The 17,190-nt window shown below is 71.1% G+C and carries 12 protein-coding genes and 1 pseudogene; 6 read left to right on the top strand and 7 right to left on the bottom strand.

Going from position 1 to position 17,190, the window contains the following annotated elements:
• Nucleotides 1-245: 245 nt before the first annotated feature.
• From sulP to Psi01_RS41855, 4 genes are all read right to left on the bottom strand, one after another.
• Entirely contained in the window at nt 246-1,943 is a 1,698-nt protein-coding gene (gene sulP, locus Psi01_RS41870; RefSeq protein WP_204069769.1) for a sulfate permease, read from the bottom strand.
• Nucleotides 1,944-2,072: 129 nt separating this feature from the next.
• Entirely contained in the window at nt 2,073-2,981 is a 909-nt protein-coding gene (locus tag Psi01_RS41865) for a universal stress protein (protein ID WP_204069768.1), read from the bottom strand.
• A gap of 183 nt (nt 2,982-3,164) precedes the next feature.
• Nucleotides 3,165-3,833 (bottom strand): CBS domain-containing protein, encoded by a 669-nt coding sequence (locus Psi01_RS41860; RefSeq protein WP_239128432.1) that lies wholly within the window; start codon nt 3,831-3,833, stop codon nt 3,165-3,167.
• 81 nt (nt 3,834-3,914) lie between these two features.
• Nucleotides 3,915-4,790 (bottom strand): universal stress protein, encoded by an 876-nt coding sequence (locus tag Psi01_RS41855; RefSeq protein WP_204069767.1) that lies wholly within the window; start codon nt 4,788-4,790, stop codon nt 3,915-3,917.
• 194 nt (nt 4,791-4,984) lie between these two features.
• Here Psi01_RS41855 and Psi01_RS41850 point away from each other — a divergent pair, with 194 nt between their 5' ends.
• The 6 genes and pseudogenes from Psi01_RS41850 (at nt 4,985) to Psi01_RS41820 (ending at nt 13,161) form a co-directional block, all read left to right on the top strand.
• A complete protein-coding gene (locus Psi01_RS41850) occupies nt 4,985-5,416 on the top strand; it encodes a hypothetical protein (protein WP_204069766.1) in 432 nt (143 codons plus the stop codon).
• Nucleotides 5,417-5,580: 164 nt separating this feature from the next.
• The gene (locus Psi01_RS44350) at nt 5,581-6,711 is read left to right on the top strand and encodes a hypothetical protein (RefSeq protein ID WP_204069765.1); all 1,131 of its coding nucleotides are present in this window, start codon (nt 5,581-5,583) and stop codon (nt 6,709-6,711) included.
• A 207-nt stretch (nt 6,712-6,918) separates the two neighbouring features.
• A complete protein-coding gene (locus tag Psi01_RS41840; RefSeq protein WP_204069764.1) occupies nt 6,919-7,965 on the top strand; it encodes a tyrosine-type recombinase/integrase in 1,047 nt (348 codons plus the stop codon).
• Entirely contained in the window at nt 7,962-8,285 is a 324-nt protein-coding gene (locus Psi01_RS41835) for a helix-turn-helix domain-containing protein (protein ID WP_204069763.1), read from the top strand. The genes Psi01_RS41840 and Psi01_RS41835 overlap by 4 nt, the downstream gene beginning before the upstream one ends.
• Before the next feature lie 61 nt (nt 8,286-8,346).
• Nucleotides 8,347-9,918, top strand: coding sequence for a site-specific integrase (locus Psi01_RS41830; RefSeq protein ID WP_204069762.1), 1,572 nt, complete (start codon nt 8,347-8,349; stop codon nt 9,916-9,918).
• Between the two features lie 238 nt (nt 9,919-10,156).
• Nucleotides 10,157-13,161 (top strand): annotated as a pseudogene (locus Psi01_RS41820) (Tn3 family transposase).
• A 627-nt stretch (nt 13,162-13,788) separates the two neighbouring features.
• Here the strand turns inward: Psi01_RS41820 and Psi01_RS44345 are convergent.
• The 3 genes from Psi01_RS44345 to Psi01_RS41805 form a co-directional block, all read right to left on the bottom strand.
• The gene (locus Psi01_RS44345; protein ID WP_275424664.1) at nt 13,789-14,730 is read right to left on the bottom strand and encodes a tyrosine-type recombinase/integrase; all 942 of its coding nucleotides are present in this window, start codon (nt 14,728-14,730) and stop codon (nt 13,789-13,791) included.
• A 301-nt stretch (nt 14,731-15,031) separates the two neighbouring features.
• Nucleotides 15,032-15,979 carry an AraC family transcriptional regulator gene (locus Psi01_RS41810; protein ID WP_204069758.1) on the bottom strand — a complete coding sequence of 316 codons (948 nt, stop codon included), beginning with the start codon at nt 15,977-15,979 and terminating at the stop codon, nt 15,032-15,034.
• 47 nt (nt 15,980-16,026) lie between these two features.
• Nucleotides 16,027-17,001 (bottom strand): AraC family transcriptional regulator, encoded by a 975-nt coding sequence (locus Psi01_RS41805; RefSeq protein ID WP_204069757.1) that lies wholly within the window; start codon nt 16,999-17,001, stop codon nt 16,027-16,029.
• Nucleotides 17,002-17,190: the final 189 nt, after the last annotated feature.

Here is a 17,190-nt window from a genome sequence, read left to right as displayed (position 1 = left end):
GACCGGGCGGGACTCCGTCCTGCCGGCCGCGATGTCGATGGTCGGGTTGCCCTGCACGGAGTGCCGTCCTTCGGTGGTGGCCATCTCCGCCTCCTTCAGCGATGTGCTTCCGTATGCATCCAGCACACCGCTGTCCCGTCTTTCCCGACAGTGTCCTTGCGCTTGCGTCCCGGACCCCGGAAGTCCCGGTTCCCGAAGGGCTTACGGCCCCAATCGGACTTTCGCGCGCCCGGGGTCACACAGGGTCACACGCGGTCGGCGTCCGGCGGGTGGCTGCGGGTCCTGCGCTCGAACGCCTCCACCGCCGTCGGCAGTGTGGGGAAGAGCAGGTCGTCCCCGATCCTGTCGGCGATCCCGAAGGCCCGCAGCTCCTCCAGGAGGTCCTGCTTGACGCGGGCGAGGGCGAACACCAGACCCCTGCCGACGAGTTCGGCCCGCAGCTCCTCCAGCGCGTCCAGCGCGGTGATGTCGACCTCGACGTTGGCCTCGACGTTGAGGACGAACCACTCGGCCCCGCCCTGCTGGTCGACGGAGTCCAGGGCCCTGCGCTTGAAGTCCTCGGCGTTGGCGAAGAACAGCGGCGAGTCGTAGCGGTAGACGACCAGCCCTGGGATCGTCTCGGCCTGCGGATAGTCGTCGATGTCGTGCATCCCGGCCAGGCCCGGCACCCGGCCGAGGATCGCGTCGTGCGGGCGGGCCACCCGGCGCAGCAGGTCGGCGACCGACAGCCCGATCGCCACGAGGATGCCTATCAGGATGTCGAACACCAGCACCCCGCCCAGCGCCGCGAGCGCCAGCAGAAGCTCGCTGGGGCGGAAACCCGCCAGCCGGCGGAAGCCCGGGAGGTCGATGAGCTTCACCGCCGCGTAGATGACGATGGCCCCCAGCGCGGCCGTCGGGAAGCGGGCCAGCACGGGGTACAGGAAGAGCAGCACGCCCACCACGCAGGCCAGGGCGGTCAGGGAGTACAGCTGGGTGCGGCCGCCCGACGCGACGCCGAGCGCGGTACGGCTGCCGCTGCTGCTCACCGGGAACCCCTGGACGAACCCGGCGCCGAGGTTCGCCGCACCCAGCGCCAGCAGCTCCTGGTTGCCGTCCACCCGGTAGCCGCCGCGCGTGGCGAACGCGCGCGCGGTCAGCATGTTGTCGGTGTAGCCCACCAGGAACACCCCGATCGCGGGCAACATCAGATGGGGCAGGTCGTCCAGCGCGGGCAACGCGAGCTGCGGGAGCCCGGCCGGGACCTGTCCCACCACCTGGATCCCGGCCTCCTCCAGATCGAACAGGACGACCGCGGCGGTGCCCAGCAGCACCACCAGCAGCGGTCCGGGCAGGCGGCTCAGCCACTTCTGGGCGGCGAACAGGAAGACGAGGCTCACCGTGGCCAGGATGAGCGTGGGGAGGTGGACCTGGCCGAGCCCGCCGACGAAGGACATCAGCTCGGCGAAGAAGCCGTCGCCCTCGACCGGCACACCGCTGATCTTCTCCAGCTGGCCGATCATCATGATGACGGCCACCCCGGCCATGTAGCCGACGAGGATCGGGTGCGACAGCAGATCGGCCACGAACCCCAGCCGGACGACCCAGGCCGCCACGGCCAGCGCGCCCACCACCACGGCCAGACCCGCGGCCAGCGCCGCGTAGCGCGCCGGGTCTCCCCCGGCGAGCGGCGCCACGACCGCGGCCGTCATCAGCGCGGTGGTCGACTCCGGGCCCACCGACAGCTGGCGCGACGACCCGAGCAGGGCGTAGACCGCCAGTGCGGGAAGCATCGCCCACAGCCCGGCCACCGGCTGCAGCCCGGCCAGCGCCGCGTAGGCCATCACCTGGGGCACCAGATAGGCGGCCACGGTGACCCCGGCCAGCAGGTCGCCCCCCAGCCATGCCCGCCGGTATTCGCGCGCCTGTCCCAACCCGGGGAGGAAGCGGCTCCGATCCGTCACGATCTCCCACATTTCCAGGCCATGCTGGTACAGCGCAAGCCATGCCATATATCTGGCAGCGTCCCCTCATACCGGGCTACGCAGGCCGTACCGTCTCACGTCAGGCGGCGCGGACCGCACCGCTCCGGTTCACATGCGGACGAGTTCTCCCTCCCGGGGCCACGGCCCCGTCCCCGGGTCACCCGGTGCCCGGTGGACCACCGCCACGGGACAGGGCGCGTGGTGGACCATCGCGTGGCTGACCGAGCCGAGCAGCACGCTGCGGAGCTCGCCCAGCCCGCGTGAGCCGACCACGAGCAGCAGCGCGTCCCGCGCCGCGTCCGACAGCGCCCGGCGCGGCGGGTGGTCGGTGAACTCGAAGTGGATCCGCAGCCGGGGACTGCCGTGCAGCCACGGGGCCAGCTCGGCCCGCAGCCGCCCTCCCACCTCCAGGCGTTCCATCTCGTGGCCCGGGAAGAGGTCGTGACCGCCCTCGCCCGTGGCCGTCACCACTCTGAGCGGGACCCCGCGCAGGCACGCCTCGCGGGCGGCGAAGTCCAGTGCCGCGTGGGATCCGGGCGAGCCGTCGAACCCGACGACGACGGCCCGTTCCGCCCGCGGGCCCGACCCCCCGCGCACCACCACGACGGGGCCGTGGGCGTGCGCCGCCACCTGGGAGCTGACGGAGCCCGGGTGCAGGCCGGCGACCCCTCCCCGGTCCCGGGTGCCGACCACGAGCAGCTCCGCCGTGCGGGTCAGCTCCGTCAGGGTCTCCACCGTAGGTCCCTCCGGCAGGAGCGTCCGGACGGTCAGCCCGGGATGGCGCCGCCGGGCCCACGCCGCGCAGTGGTCGAGCATCCGCAGCGCCGGGCGGCGGGCCAGGCCCGTCGGCACCACCTCGCCCGGCCACCGGCGGTACGGCCACCGCCAGGCGTGGCAGACGGTGAGCGGGACGCCCCTGACGTCCGCCTCCGCCGCGGCCCACTCCAGGGCCGTGCCGCCGGAGGCGGAGTCGTCGACGCCGACCACCACACCGAGATCGTCATGTGAACCGGTCATCACGGTCTCCTCACTGGCCACGGGGGCGGGCGACGGCCGGTGGACCGGCCCGGGGCCGCCGGGACCGTCGCGTCCTCCGTCGTACGGATCCATCACAGCTCTCCGGGCGGGCGGCGGGTACGGACGAAGGTCCCGGCGCCGCGGGACCTGTGGCCGCCGCCCGCCCGGGACCCCGCGGGCGGCTCAGCGGAAGGGCGGGGTGACGATGTCGTCCCTGTCGTAGGTCACCGCCGGGACGGCGTCGATGACGCCCTCCACCCGGCGCACCGCCTGGACCAGGTGGACGCTCTGGGACCGGCGGGCGACGTGGCCGCCGATCGTCACGATCCCCGCCTCCAGACCGATGGACAGGCTCGCGGGATCCAGCCCGACCTCGTCGCGGACGACCTCCGCGACCTCGGCGAGCAGTTCCTCCGGCGGGCGGGCGAAGATCTTGAGCAGGTCCTGCTGGTGGACCGTGCCGGTCATCCGGCCCGTGACGGGGTCGATCACCGGCAGCTGCTTGATCTTCTTTTCGTGCATCAGCCGGGCGGCCTCGCGCACCGGCGTGGCCGGGGTCACGGTGATCGCCGGGTGGGTCATGAGCTGGGCGGCGGTCAGGCCCGCGGCCTTGCCGCGTTCCTCCCGCTCCCCGGGGCTCTCGAAGAGCGTGGCGCTGTGCCGTACCGGATCGGTCTCCTTGAGCAGCAGGTCGTCCCCGGAGACGATGCCGACCGGGTGCCTGTCGGCGTCGATCACCGTGACGGCGCCGACGGCGAAGCGCCTCATCGCGGTGACGATCTCCGCGAAGGGGGCCTCCCTCTGAACCGCGATGGCCACACGTCCCATCACGTCACGTACCTGCAGCGACATGACCCACCTCCCTGTCGGTGCCGCCGGGGTCGCCGGGGACGTTCCGGCCCGTCGGCGGCGGACGTCCCCGGCCGTCCGGGCTCAGGCGCCCTGCGCCTCCAGCCGGGGCGAGCGGACCACGGCCACGGCGCCGCGGGCGTGGTGCAGCAGGCCGCGGCTGACCGAGCCCAGCGTGAGGGAGCCGACGACGCCCCGGCCGTGGGAGCCCACGACCACCAGGTCCGCCTGCTCCGACGCCTCGGCCAGGGCCTGGACCGGGTGCCCGACGCGCACGTCCTCGATGACCTCCACCTGCGGATACGTCCGCCGCCAGGGGGCGAGCCTCTCGACCGCCGCCTGGGTGTGGACCCGGTTGACCTCGTCCATGTCGTAGGCGATGTCCGGGGCGTAGGCGTGCACCGGCGCCTGCCAGGCGTGCAGCGCCCGCAGCCTGGCGCCGCGGGAACGGGCCTGCTCGAAGGCGTAGGCGATGGCGGGGTCGCACTCGGGCGAGTCGTCGACGCCGACCACGATCTCTCCGTGGGCGGATCGCGGGCCGGAGCGCACGACGACCACCGGCCCGCGGGCGTGCCCGGCCACGTGGACGCTCACCGATCCCAGGACCGCGCCGGTGAAGCCGCCCAGGCCCCGGCTGCCGATCACGACCTCGGTGGCGTGCGCGGCCTGGTCGCGCAGGATCACGGCGGGCGTCCCCTCGATCGTCCGGGTGACGACCTCCAGCTCCGGCCGGTCCTTGCGGGCGACGGCCTCGGCCTCGGCCAGGACCTTCTCCGCGCTGCGCGCCAGCGCGTCGCCCTCGTCGCGGATGGGGAATCTGGCGATGTCGTACGGCGAGCGGTCGAGAGCGAAGACGATGTGCAGCGGGGCACCCATGCGGGCCGCGTCCCCGGCGGCCCATTCCACGGCGGCGGAACCCGCCACCGAGCCGTCGGTTCCCACGACGACGGGATCGGACATGATTTTCTCCTTCGCTCCGTGACGGATGTAGATCCCATACGAGTCCGCCGGGCGCCCGGCGCACAGAGCCGAAGGTCCCGAGTCCGTGGGCCTGTCGGGACAGCGGCGTCCGGGACGGTGGAGCAGTCCGCTCCCGGCTCCGCCGGCGGACCAGCCGTGATCGGCGGCGACGGCACGGTGGTTAGGATGCCTTCGTGCGGATTCGGCGCCAACGCCTGCATCGGAGTGTGTTCATCGCCGCGGGCGTCTACAACATCGCCTGGGGCGCCTACGCGGCGATCGATCCGCAGTGGCTGTTCCGGTTCGCCGGCATCGCGCCGCAGAACCACCCGCAGATCTTCATGACCCTCGGCATGGTGCTGGGGCTGTACGGCGTGCTGTATCTGGACGTGGCCCTGCGGCCCGCCCGCGGGTTCCTCGTGGCAGCCGTGGGACTGGCCGGCAAGGTTCTCGGCCCGCTCGGCTGGATGTGGCTGGCGGCCACCGGCCGCTGGCCCGTCGCCACGGGAGTCCTCGTGGCGACCAACGACCTCATCTGGTGGCTGCCCTTCATCCTGTACCTCCGGGACTCCTGGCCGCACTGGCGTCAGGACTGGGAACGAGGCCGCCGTCAGCAGATCGCGTAGGGCCGGTCCGGCGGGCGCTCGGCGGCGCCGTACGGGGAACCTGACGCGCCGCCCGGCAAAGAGCCGGTATTCTCCGCACTTCGAGTGAAATGTTCAGAGGTCTGTGGGCCGAACGCCGTATGTGGAACCACTGATCACGTATGACTCCCCATGGAGACCAGCTCATGTCCACCCTCCACCCGCCCGTCCGCTGGCCGCGCCGCTGGCCCCTGGCCCTGCTGGCGCTCCCGGCCGGGGTAGCCACCTGGTCCGGGTGGGTCGGGCTCGGTGAGATGACCGGATTCGGGCCGGTCAAGCTCCTGCCCGGCATCGCCGACACCGTCGTGATCAACAGTGCGGTCACCCTCCCGATCGGGGTGGAGGCCTACGCCGCGTTCGCGCTGTCGGCCTGGCTGACCAGCGCCCCGGTCTCCGCCGGCACCCGGCGCTTCGCGCGCGCCTCGGCCCTGGCGGCGCTCGGGCTCGGCATGTTCGGCCAGGTGGCCTTCCACCTGCTGGAGGTGGCGGGCGCCAGCAAGGCGCCGGCGGCGGTCACGGTGCTGGTCTCGTGCCTGCCGGTGCTGGTGCTGGGGCTGGGCGCGGCCCTGGCGCACATGCTGCACCGGGACCGGCTCGCGGCTCAGACCTCCCCGTCCCGCGCCCCCGGGGCGACCGTCCGGGCGGCCACGGCCGCCGCGCCCGCAGGCGACCCCGACCCCGCCGGGCCCGCGGGACCCGACCACGAACCCGAGCCCGACCCCGCCGGCCCCGGTCCCGGGCGAGGTCCCGGGCGAGGTCCCGGGCGCGGCGCCCCCGGCCGTGAGACGGCGGCGCCTCCGGGTGCCGCCCCCGCCCACGGTGGCCCGGGTCTGATCCCCGCCCCCGCCCCCGCCCCCGCCCCCGCCCATGGTGGTCTGATCCCCGCCCCCGCCGGTGGTCCGAGTCTGATCCCCGCCCCCGCCGGTGACCCGGGTCTGACCCCTGCTTCCGCACCGGTCCCGGCGTCCCAGCCGGAGTCGCCTCCGGCGCTGGTCCCGGTGGGCCGCGCCGGTGGCCCCCGCTCTCGGGCGGAGGGTGTCGCGACATCGGTCGCGCTCGCGTCCCTGCCGAGCGACGCCGACCGGATCCGGACGGCGCTGACCGTCCTCGGAGCGGACGCGGCCCCGGCCCAAGTGATCGACTGGCTCCGTGACCACGGGGTCAGCGTGGCTCCGGCGAACGTCAAGAGCGTGACCCGGCGCGAACGGGCCCGGCGAGCCCAGGCGGAGTCACTGGGGCGGGTGGTGTCGCTCACCACCCGGAGGACCGAGCCGTGACCTCTAAGAAATATCCCTTGAGTTCCTCCAAGGCTCTTCAGCCGCTCTAACCGCACTACCTGGGCCTATGTGCTGGCGCTCCGGCTTCTTCAGGTGTTGATGAGACTTCAGAGATTCTGAAGGTCTATCGTCCTGGTCGTTCGTCTTGCTGTGAGGGTGAAGGCGAGGTGGCCGGAGTTGGCACTGGCCGTGGTCAAAGATCTTCGGGTGGCGCGTGCCCCGGCCACCGCGGAGGACCTGGAGGCGCTGGAGACCGACGTGCTGGCCGGGTTCGTACTGGCGCGGGCCGCGGCGGGGCTGTCGGACGGCACGATCTCCTCCGACGTGGTGCACCTGGAGCAGGTGCGAGCATGGTTCGGCAGGCCGCTGTGGGAGATGGAGCCCGCCGACGCCGATGTGTACTTCGGCAAGGCGCTGCGTAGCACCGCCAAGGGCACCCGCCTGTCGCGGGCGCAGGCGCTCAAGACGTTCTTCCTGTTCCTAGAGCTGCGGCACAAGGTCGAGATCCACCAGCTGACCGGCCGCGTCGTTGAGTGCCCGATCGATGAGATGAACCGGCCTCGCGGCCGCCAGCAGGCCAAGCTTCGCATCCCGCCGACCACCGAGCAGGTCAGCAGGCTGTTTTCCGGGTGGCGCCAGGAGCTGGCGACGTGTCGGAAGTTCGCGCCGGCCGCGCGGAACTACACCGCCTGCCGGCTGATGGCCGAGATCGGGCTGCGGGTCAATGAGACCTGCAAGCTCGACCTGCCCGACATCAAGTGGGATCTGGGCCGGTTCGGCAAGATCCATGTCCGCCTGGGCAAGGGCGCCCGCGGCTCGGGCCCCCGGGAGCGGATGGTGCCGCTGATCAACAACGCAGGTGCGACGCTGCGCTGGTTCGTTGAGGATGTGTGGGGCCAGTTCGGTGACGACCACACCCGGCCCGGTGTCGCGCTGCTGCCCTCGGAGCGCAAGAGCGCCGATGGGACCTCGGCGCGGGTCGGGGATGAGACGATCCGCGCCGCGCTGGCCAGAGCTGCCGCGGCGCACCTGCCAGACTGGCCGGACGTCGTCACCCCGCACCTCCTGCGGCACTTTTGCGCCAGCCAGCTTTATGCCTCCGGGATGGACCTGATCGCGATCCAGCAGCTTTTGGGCCATGCCTGGATCGCCACGACCATGAACTACGTGCACGTCACCGGCACCCACGTCGAGGATGCCTGGCTGGCCGGCCAAAAGCGCGCCGCCACCCGGCTGGAAGGACTACGGCGATGAAGTGGAACCTGCGGCTGGCCGCGGCCAACCGGGGCATCTGGAAGGCCAGCGAGCTGCAGCGCATGCTCGCCGAGCACGGCATGACGATCAGTGCCGGGAAGATGTCCGGTCTGTGGTCTGGCACGCCGGCCAGCATCAAGCTCGACGATCTCAACGTCATCTGCGCCGTCCTGGGCTGCGGGGTTGAGGAACTGCTCATCCCGCAGCCGGAGAAGATCCAGCGGGCCGGCCAGCACGAGCAGCCCGCGGCCGTGGCCTCATCGGGCGCGGTGACGGTGACACCCAAGCAGCGAGGCGGCCGGACCCTCCCGCCCACCTGAGATGGCCTCCTCGCCCGATCGGCCCCCGGCCAGCTGCATCGACTGCCTGGCCTGGGGAGTGTTGAACGGACGGCGCTGCGCCGCCTGCACACTCTGGCGGCATAACAAGCATCGTCACCAGGAGGATGTCTGCACCGGCTGCGGCCGAACAGAGCTGATCGGCAAAGGCTACTGCCGGTTGTGCTGGAACCAGGCGCGAGCCGAGGCTCGGGCGAGCGGTGAGCCTGGGGTCAGGGCCATCGCCTCCAACTTCCTGACTCAGGTTGGGGCCTTCCACCAGCTGTTCTTCGCCGGCATGCAGATCAGCAAGGGCGCCACCACCACTCCCGAACGCCGATACGACCGGCGCGGAGCCCCGCGCAAGCCGCCACCGGCACCAGCGCACCGACCACGGGGACGCTGGATCCAAACGAAGCTGCTCGACGTTGGCCGTGACTTCACTCGCTTCGATGAGGACACCAACGCTGACCTTGGCAACCCCTGGCTGGCTTGGGGAATCCACCTCGCCCACCAGATCGGTGAGGCTCACGGATGGCGCCGCGGCACCCGTTATGACGTGCGCAGGGGTCTGATCATCGTGCTGTCTTTCCATGCCGCCGGCGACGTCGTTCGATACTCGGAATTGTTTCCGGCGATGCGGGCTCTTGAGATCAGTGTCGAGCGCGTGGCGGAAGTCCTCACCGCGATGGGCGTCTTTCTCGACGACCGGACCGCTTCGTTCGAGAACTGGCTGGAGCGCAAGCTCGATGGCCTGACCGATGGGATCCGCCAGCCCGCCGAGGCTTGGCTACGGACCATGCGCGAGGGCGGCCCCCGCACCAAACCGCGTGATCCAGCGACCGTCTGGAACCATATGAGCCATCTGCGCTCCACGCTCCTGACCTGGTCACAGCGCTATGACCATCTCCGGGAAGTCACCGGGGATGATGTCTTGGCCGCCTTGGACACCCTCACCGGCTCCCGCCGCGCCAACCTGCTGGTCTCACTGCGGTCCCTGTTCGCCTTCGCCAAGAAGACCGGGAAAGTCTTCCGCGACCCCACCCGGGGCATCCGCGTCGGCCAGCACCCCTACCGGCTCGCCCAGCGACTCGACCAAGACGACGTCGACCGGGCGACCGAGGCCGCCACCACCCCGGCCGCCCGCCTGGTCCTCATGCTCGCCGCCGTCCACGCCGCCCGCACCGGCGCGATCCGCGCCCTCCTCCTCGATGACGTCGACCTCGGCAACCGGCGGCTGACGATCGCCGGCCGCACCCGCCCGATCGACGAGTTCAGTCACCAGATCCTGACCGAATGGCTCGGCTACCGGCGCACCCGCTGGCCCAACACCGCCAACCCCCACCTGCTCATCAACCAGATGAGCGCCCACGGAACGGGACCGGTCAGCACCATCGACTTCGCCAAGAAAAAGCTTCGCGGCCAGGCCGTGACCCTCGAACGCCTCCGCGTCGACCGGCAACTCGAAGAAGCCCTCGCCAGCGGCCCTGACCCGCTCCACCTCGCTGCGGTCTTCGGCCTCGATCCCAAGACCGCCATCCGCTACGCCGAGAACGCCCGGGCTCTGCTCGTCACCATGGTCGAGGAGCAAGACTCCGCCGGTCGGGACGAACCCAAGGGCCCACGACCCATATAGAGCCTGAAGACCCTTCGGTTCATCCTGAGGAACCTTCAGTTCGCCTGAACTCTGGGCTTTCCGGGGGTCCCGGTAGCAATGAAGAAATTTCCAACGAGGTAGCCCTTGACCTGCGACAACGGAGGGGTTTGACCGTCTGTGGCAGGCTGGCGATCACTGCCGCTACGTTCGTGCCGGTTTTGTCCGGTACGGCACGTGGAGTGGTGCGTTGTCAGAGAAGATCCTCTCCGAGGAGCAGATGGAGCAGCTGCGGTCGTTCCCGGAGATCAGCAGCGATGAGTTGATCCGGTACTTCACGCCGACGACGGCGGATGTGGCGTTCGTCGATCCGGGGCGGGGGCGGGGCCCGGTCGACCGGCTGGGCATGTTGGTCCAGCTCTGTACGCTGCCGTGGCTGGGGTTCGTGCCCGATGAGGTGGCCGCGGCGCCGGCGGCGGCCGTGGCCCGCCTGGCCGAGCGGCTGGGGTGGGCCCGGCGGCGCTGAAGCTGTACGGGCAGCGGGCGCAGACCCGCTCCGACCACCTGGCCGAGATCGCCACATATCTGGGGTGGAAGAGCGCCCCGGCCGGCGGCACCGCGATGAAGGAGCTGGAGCAGTTCCTACTGGATCGGGCGATGGAGCACGACTCGCCGACGCTGCTGTTCAACCTGGCGCGCGAGTATCTGATGGCGGCCAAGGTGATCCGGCCCGGTGTGCTGGTGCTGGCCAAGATGGTGCGCGCCGCGCGCCGGGCGGCTTCCGATCTGACCTCGCAGATGGTGGGGCATCTGCTGACCGAGGAGGTCCGTGCCGATCTGGAGCGGATGCTGGTGGTGGATGCGACCTTGGGGATGACCCGGCTGGAGTGGCTGACTCATCCGGCCAAGGACGCCTCGGCCGCGGCGGTGAAGAGTGCGATCGACAAGCTGGCCTGGTTGCGCGGCATCGACGCCCACCGGATTGATGTGTCGGTGCTGCCCAACGAGCGGCACCGGTTTTTGGCCCAGGTCGCGCGCCGCTCGACCGGCCAGGGTCTGGAGCGGCGCCAGGAGCGCAAGTTCCCGATCGTGCTGGCGTACGTTGCCCAGGCCGCCAGCGACCAGCCGGATGAGGTGGTGGCGTTGTTCGATCAGGCGGTCTCAGCGCGGGAGTCGCGGGCGAAGGCCAAGATCGATGAGGCGTTGGTGGAGCGTGCCAAGCGGGGAGAGGCGCGGCAGCTGCTGATGGAGGAGATCTTGCCGGTGCTGGCCGATCCGGCGGTTCCCGATGAGCAGGTCTGCGTCCTGCTGCGCAATCGGATCGGCATGCAGCGGCTGCGGGAGATCACCGCTGATGCGTGGAAGCCGCTGCCCCGCGACCATGGCCGGTTCTCGGAGCTGGATTCCTCCTACACCTACCTGCGGCAGTTCACCCCGAACGTGCTGGCGGCGGTCGACTTCCAGGGCGGGCCGGGCACGGCCGAGCTGATGGCTGCGGTGGCCGTGCTGAAGGAGCTGAACCGCACCGGCGGCCGCAAGGTTCCCGGCGGGGCGCCGACCGCCTTCGTGCCTGCCCGCTATGCCGACTATCTGCAGCGGGCCCGCCGCTCCGGGGAGGACGCGGCGTTTCGGCACTACTGGGAACTGTGCGTGATCTTGTGTCTGCGCGACGGGCTGCGCAGCGGGGATGTGTTCGTGCCGGGCTCGCGCCGCTACGCCGATCCGGCCACCTACCTGTATACGGCCGAGCAGTGGGCACCCGAGCAAGCCGCCTACTGCCGCCTGGTCGGCAAGCCCGCCGACGCGGCCGAGGCCCTGGCCCAGGGCAAGGAGGAGCTGCACGCCGCCTTGGCGGAGCTGGAGAGCGCGCTGGCCGGCGCGGCGCCCGATGAGGTCGGCGCGGTGCGCCTGGAGGACGACGATCAGCTGGTGGTGCCGCCGCTGTCGGCCGAGGACGTGCCCACCGAGGCCAGGATCCTCAAGGAGGAGCTGGCCCGGATGCTGCCGTTCGCGCCGATCGCCTCGCTGCTGATCGAGTTGGATGCGCGCACGCACTTTCTGGACTGCTTCACCCACGCCGGCGGCCGCAAGCTGAGCGTCTCGGCCGAGACCAAGCGCAACATCCTGGCCGTGCTGATCGCCCTGGCCACGAACTTGGGCCTGTCGCGCATGTCGGAGGCATGCGGGGTCTCCTATGACGTGCTGGCCTGGACGCTGGAGTGGTACATCCGGGAGGAGACACTGCGCGAGGCCAACACCGTCATCGTCAATCACCACTACCAGCTGCCGTTGTCGAAGGTGTTCGGCGGCGGCACCATGTCGTCGTCGGACGGGCAGCGCTTTCCGCTGCGCGGCAAGAGCCTGACCGGCCGGCACATGGTCGTCCACGGCGGGCAGGTGCTGTCGACCTACACCCACGTCTCCGATCAGTGGTCGACCTACGGCACGAAGGTCATCGTGCCCACCGCGCGGGAGGCGCACTACGTGCTGGACGACTTCCTGGGCAACGCCACCGATCTGCCGATCGATGAGCACGCGACCGATTCCCACGGCGCCACCCTGATCAACTTCGCGCTGTTCGACCTGGTCGGCAAGGCGCTGACCCCCAGGCTGCGGGACCTGAGCCGCATCACCCTGGTGCGCGACGACACCCCGACCGAGATCGCCGAGCGCTACCCGCACGCCGGGCCGCTGCTGGGCGCCCGCTGGAATGAGGACCTCATCGCCTCCTGCTGGGGCGGCCTGCTGCGGATGGCCGGGGCGCTGAAGTACGGCCAGGCCAGCGCCTCCCTGATCGTCGGCAAGTGGCCGGCCGCCTCCCGGCAGAACACCCTGGCCGCCGCGCTCAAGGAGTGGGGCATGCTCCGAAGGACCGTCCACCTGGCCAAATACCTGTCGGATCCGGCGTATCGGCGGAAGATCTCCCGCCAGCTCAACAAGGGCGAGTCCCTGCACGCGCTGCGCCGCGACCTGCACTACGCCCAGCAGGGCACCCTCACCCGCCCGCATCTGGAGCAGCAGACCGAGCAGGCGTGGTGCCTGACCCTGCTGACCAACTCCGTGGTCGCCTGGACGACGGAATATTATTCCAGAGCGGTGCTTCAGCTGCGTTCCCAGGGCCGACAGGTGAGCGATGAGATCCTGTCGCACATCTCGCCCGGCCACAGCGACAACATCAACTTCTTCGGTGTCGTCAACGTCGAGGCGGAGCTGGCCAAGCTCGATGGCGGCGGATGGCGGCCGCTGCGGCCCGCGCAACCGCGCGAGCCGCAGTTGAGGCCCTGAGCCGACTCCGCGCCGCGCCATGAAGCCGGCCCACGTTGGTTGCGGTCTCGGCGGGTGAAAGAGGTCCACGGCCTTGATGCGGCGACCGGTCTTCCTGCGATCACCCCGTCCGGGTGACGTTCGTGCACGGCTTGACGTTGGGTCGTTTCGTTTCGTGGACAGCGGCGGGGGTGATGCTTCGTTGACGGTGCTATCGGCGGACCGGTCCGGGTCGAAGGCTGGCAGCACGGCTAATGAAGCAGGCGGAGCGGCATGCGAACCGATAGAGACCCATCACCAGGGCAAGGCCGCGCGGCCAGCGGTGATCCCGCGGCCCGCCGGCAGACCCTGCGCACCGCGGCCCTGCTCAAAGAGCAGGCCCAAGCGATTCACCGCGGCAGCAGGCGTATCGCCGAGATGAACCGGGAGATTTGCCGCAGCCTGCGCGAACAGCGCGAACGTCTGCAGGCGAGTTGGGCGGCACGCCGACACCAGCCACACGCGGGCCCTAGGCCGGTCCGTAGTTTCCAGACCAAAACAACGCTAAGCAGTTGATCTAGGTCTGTACCTCGGCAGCTGTCTCAAGGGAGCGGGCTGCAGGGGCACCACATCGCCGTTTTCTGTGATCCCGGTACGTGGGATGCGACGTCAGCGGCGGTGTCGGCGGTGGTGCTCGTCGTTCTCGGCGGTGATGCGGGCGGAGGTCTCCTCGCCGAGCCGGACGTAGATGCCGAGGGTGGTGAGGTGTCGGTGGCGGGACTTGGCCTGCAGCTCGGCGGCGCTGCGGCCCTTGGCCGCGAGGTGGGTCAGCCCGGAGTGGCGCAGTTGGTGGAGGGTGTACCCGGCGCCGTGCGGGTCGTGAAGCGTGGAGGCCTGCTTGAACAGGTACTCGGCCCGCGGGTAGGACAGCCGCCCGCGGCCGGTGTCCGGGCAGAGGTCGGCCAGGGCCGGCGCGCGGCGCCCGGCGGCGGGGGCGCGCCGGCTGGCAAGGAACACCGGCCCGGCGGTACGACCGGCCAGCAGCCGAGGCAGCAGGCGGGCGCTCGGGGTCTCCCAGTGCACGTAGGCGCGGTCGCCACCCTTCTCGGTGACCAGGGCGCGGCGGCACTCCGTGTCGAGGCCGGGCACGTCCAGGCCGAGGATCTCCTCGGCGCGGGCGCAGGTTTCGTAGAGCATCCGCCACAGCACCCGCTCGCGCAGCGGGTTGCGGTCGTCGGTGAACAGCCGCTCCAGGCGGGCGCGCGGGATGGCCTTGTCCCGGGTCCGGGTGAGCTTGCGGCGTTCCAGGCGGCGGCCGGGGTCGGTGCTCAGCCAGTCCTGACGGCGGCAGTAGGCGGTGAACGAGATCAACGCGGACAGGTGCTTGTTCCGGGTGTTCGCGGCGCCCTGGTCCCAGCGGGCCATCGTCTGCTCGTAGAGTTCCGGGGTGAGCGCGGCGACCGGCACCTGATCCCCGGCGATCTCGCGCAGCCGGCGCAGGGTCTCGGTGTAGGTGGCGCGGGTGCCGGGGGCGTCACGGAAGCGGTCGAGGAACGCGTCGACGGCGGCCACGAGCGCCACCGGGCACCGGGCGGTCGGCAGCGGGATCACGGACAGCTCGACGGCCTCCTGCCGGGATGTGACACAGAATGCGGCCGAGTCGCCCCCGTCGCGGTGAGGGCGCCCCGCAAGTGGCGAGGGATAGAACATCGGCGCTGTGACAGAGAATACGCGATTCCGTATCACAACGGCATGGAAGTGGGGGCCTATCCCCAGTGGCCCCACATCCCGAGGCAGAGCGCCACCCGATCGGCGTTGACGAAGCCGCGCCGCCGACTGCCGCCGAGCAGGCCGGGTATTTCTTCCTGGGGCGGCTGGGCTGCCGGTCGGCGGGAACGCTGGCCGTCGCGGTTCACTGGCGCAGGGTGTGCGATGGGGGGATGCCGTAGGTGGCGCGGTATGCGGCGGTGAATCGGCTGTGGTTGACGAAGCCCAATCGGGCGGCGATGGCGCTGACGGTGTCGCCGCTGCTCGGATCGGCGGCCAGCAGGTCCTGGTGGGCGTGGTGCAGCCGCACGCGGCGCAGGTAGCCGGTGGGGGTGGTGTCGAGGTGGCGGCGGAAGGCCAGTTGCAGGGCGCGGATGGTGACGTGGGCGGCGGCGGCGATGTCGGCCACGCTGATGTCGGCGTGCGCGTGGGCGTCGATGAACGCGACCACGCGGCGCACGGTGGCGGGGTGGGCATCGTGCCGGTCGGCGCTGGTCGGGTCGGTGCGGGCGTTGTTCGGGAAGACGGTCAGGGCGGTCGCGGTGAGCAGCCGGGCCAGGCTGCCGGTGAGCAGGGATCCGGTGCCGGCCGGCAGGGTGTCGACGGTAGCCAGGACGAAGTCGTAGGTGTCGGACCAGAGGCGGGCGGCGGTGGCGGAGACCGGCCGGTGCCCGGTGAACCGCAGGACCGGTCCGGTCCGGGGCGGCCCGTCGGCTACCTGGGCGAGCAGGGCCGGGTCCAGGTAGACGGTTTCCGAATCGAGATTGGCGGCGATGCCCTGCCAGTCCCGGTCAGGCGGCAGCGAGATCATCACATCGCCGGGGCCGTTGTCGTGCTCGTGGCCGTCGTAGCAGTTCGTGACGGTGCCCGCCCGGATCCGGGCGATCGGGATGACGCCCAAGGCGGGCCCCTGAGTGGTGTACCCCATCCCGAAGGTGAACCGGTTGAGCGCCACGTGGTCGCCCAGACTGGTGCGGGCCAGGCACATGGTTCCGTTCCCGCCGGACACCCGCAGCCGCACCGGGGTGAACAGCTCACTGATGAGCTGCTCGGCGGCATCGACATTATGCGCCTCGTACACCTGTGTGCTCACCGTGACGCCCTCCTTCGGATGACAGCCGTCTGGTCCGGGCCAGGCCGCTAATGGTGCAGGGTGTGACGGGGCAGGCGGCCGAAGGTTCTACGGTAGTCGGCGGCGAACCGGCTCAGGTCGGTAAAGCCCCAGCGGCGGGCGATCGCGGCGACCGTGGCGCCGGTAGTGGGGTCGGCGGCTTGCAGGTCGCGGTGGGCGCGCTCGAGCCGGACCCGGCGCAGGTAGCCCAGCGGGGTGGTGTCCAGGTGCCGGCGGAAAGCGGCTTGCAGCGCGCGGACGCTGACCCCGGCCGCGGCGGCGATGTCCTCGCAGGTGACCGGCTGGTCGGCGTGCGCGTCGATGTAGGCGACCGCGCGGCGCACCGTCGCGGGCGGCACCCGGCCCGGGCCGGCAACGTAGTCCATGGTCATGGTGGTGTTGGGGAACACGCTCAGCGCCGCGGTGGCCGCGGCGTCGATCGCCGCGCTCAGCAGCAGCACCGGGATGCCGGTGTCGCCGGCCGTGTCCAGCAGCCGGGCCAGGTAGGTGTGGGTGGCCAGCCACCGCCGGTTCGCCGCAGGCGATACGGCGGTCATCGCGTCGAACCGGAAATCGGCCGGCACGACGCCGAACTGCTCGGCGATCCGGGTCACCGCCTCGACCGGAAACTGGACCACCTCGCAGGCCGGCCAGTCCTGCACCACGTCAAGACCGGCCTGGGGCAACAACAGCGCCTCGCCGCCGCCCGCCTGGCAGCGCTGCCGCCCGGTCGACACGTCGAATCCGCCACCGCGCATGCTGATGATCAGCATGGTGTCGTGCGGATCGGCGGTGACCGCCATGCACGCCTGGTAACGGACTCGGTCCACACTCAGCGCCCCGGCCGCCGCGAACTCCGAGCGGAACCCGAACCGGCGAACCTCTCCCCGCACGCGGCGAACGTGATCGGTGTACCGCTGGCTGATCATTTCCCGTACCCACTCCAGATCGCCGGAGCGCACCGCGACACGCTCGATCGGCAGGTGAGACGTCGGCGCAGCCATGGGCCCGCTCCCTTCGCCGGGGCACTGCACCTGATGCGTGTCAAGCGTCGCGTTTGCCCGTCCAGCGAACTTCACCATCGTCCTGGATTGCCGCCGACGTCAACCCGGGGTCGCCTATGAGGGTGGATGACACCGCGACCGCACGCCAGCGCACATCGCAGCGACTCGCCCACGCCGAACAGGCACGCC

Origin of the sequence: Paraplanobispora siamensis, from assembly GCF_016863175.1 — a bacterium.
Classification (GTDB): Bacteria; Actinomycetota; Actinomycetes; order Streptosporangiales; family Streptosporangiaceae; genus Planobispora; species Planobispora siamensis.
The sequence above is the reverse complement of the archived record's forward strand: the minus strand, read 5'-3'. Positions and strand labels throughout refer to the sequence as shown.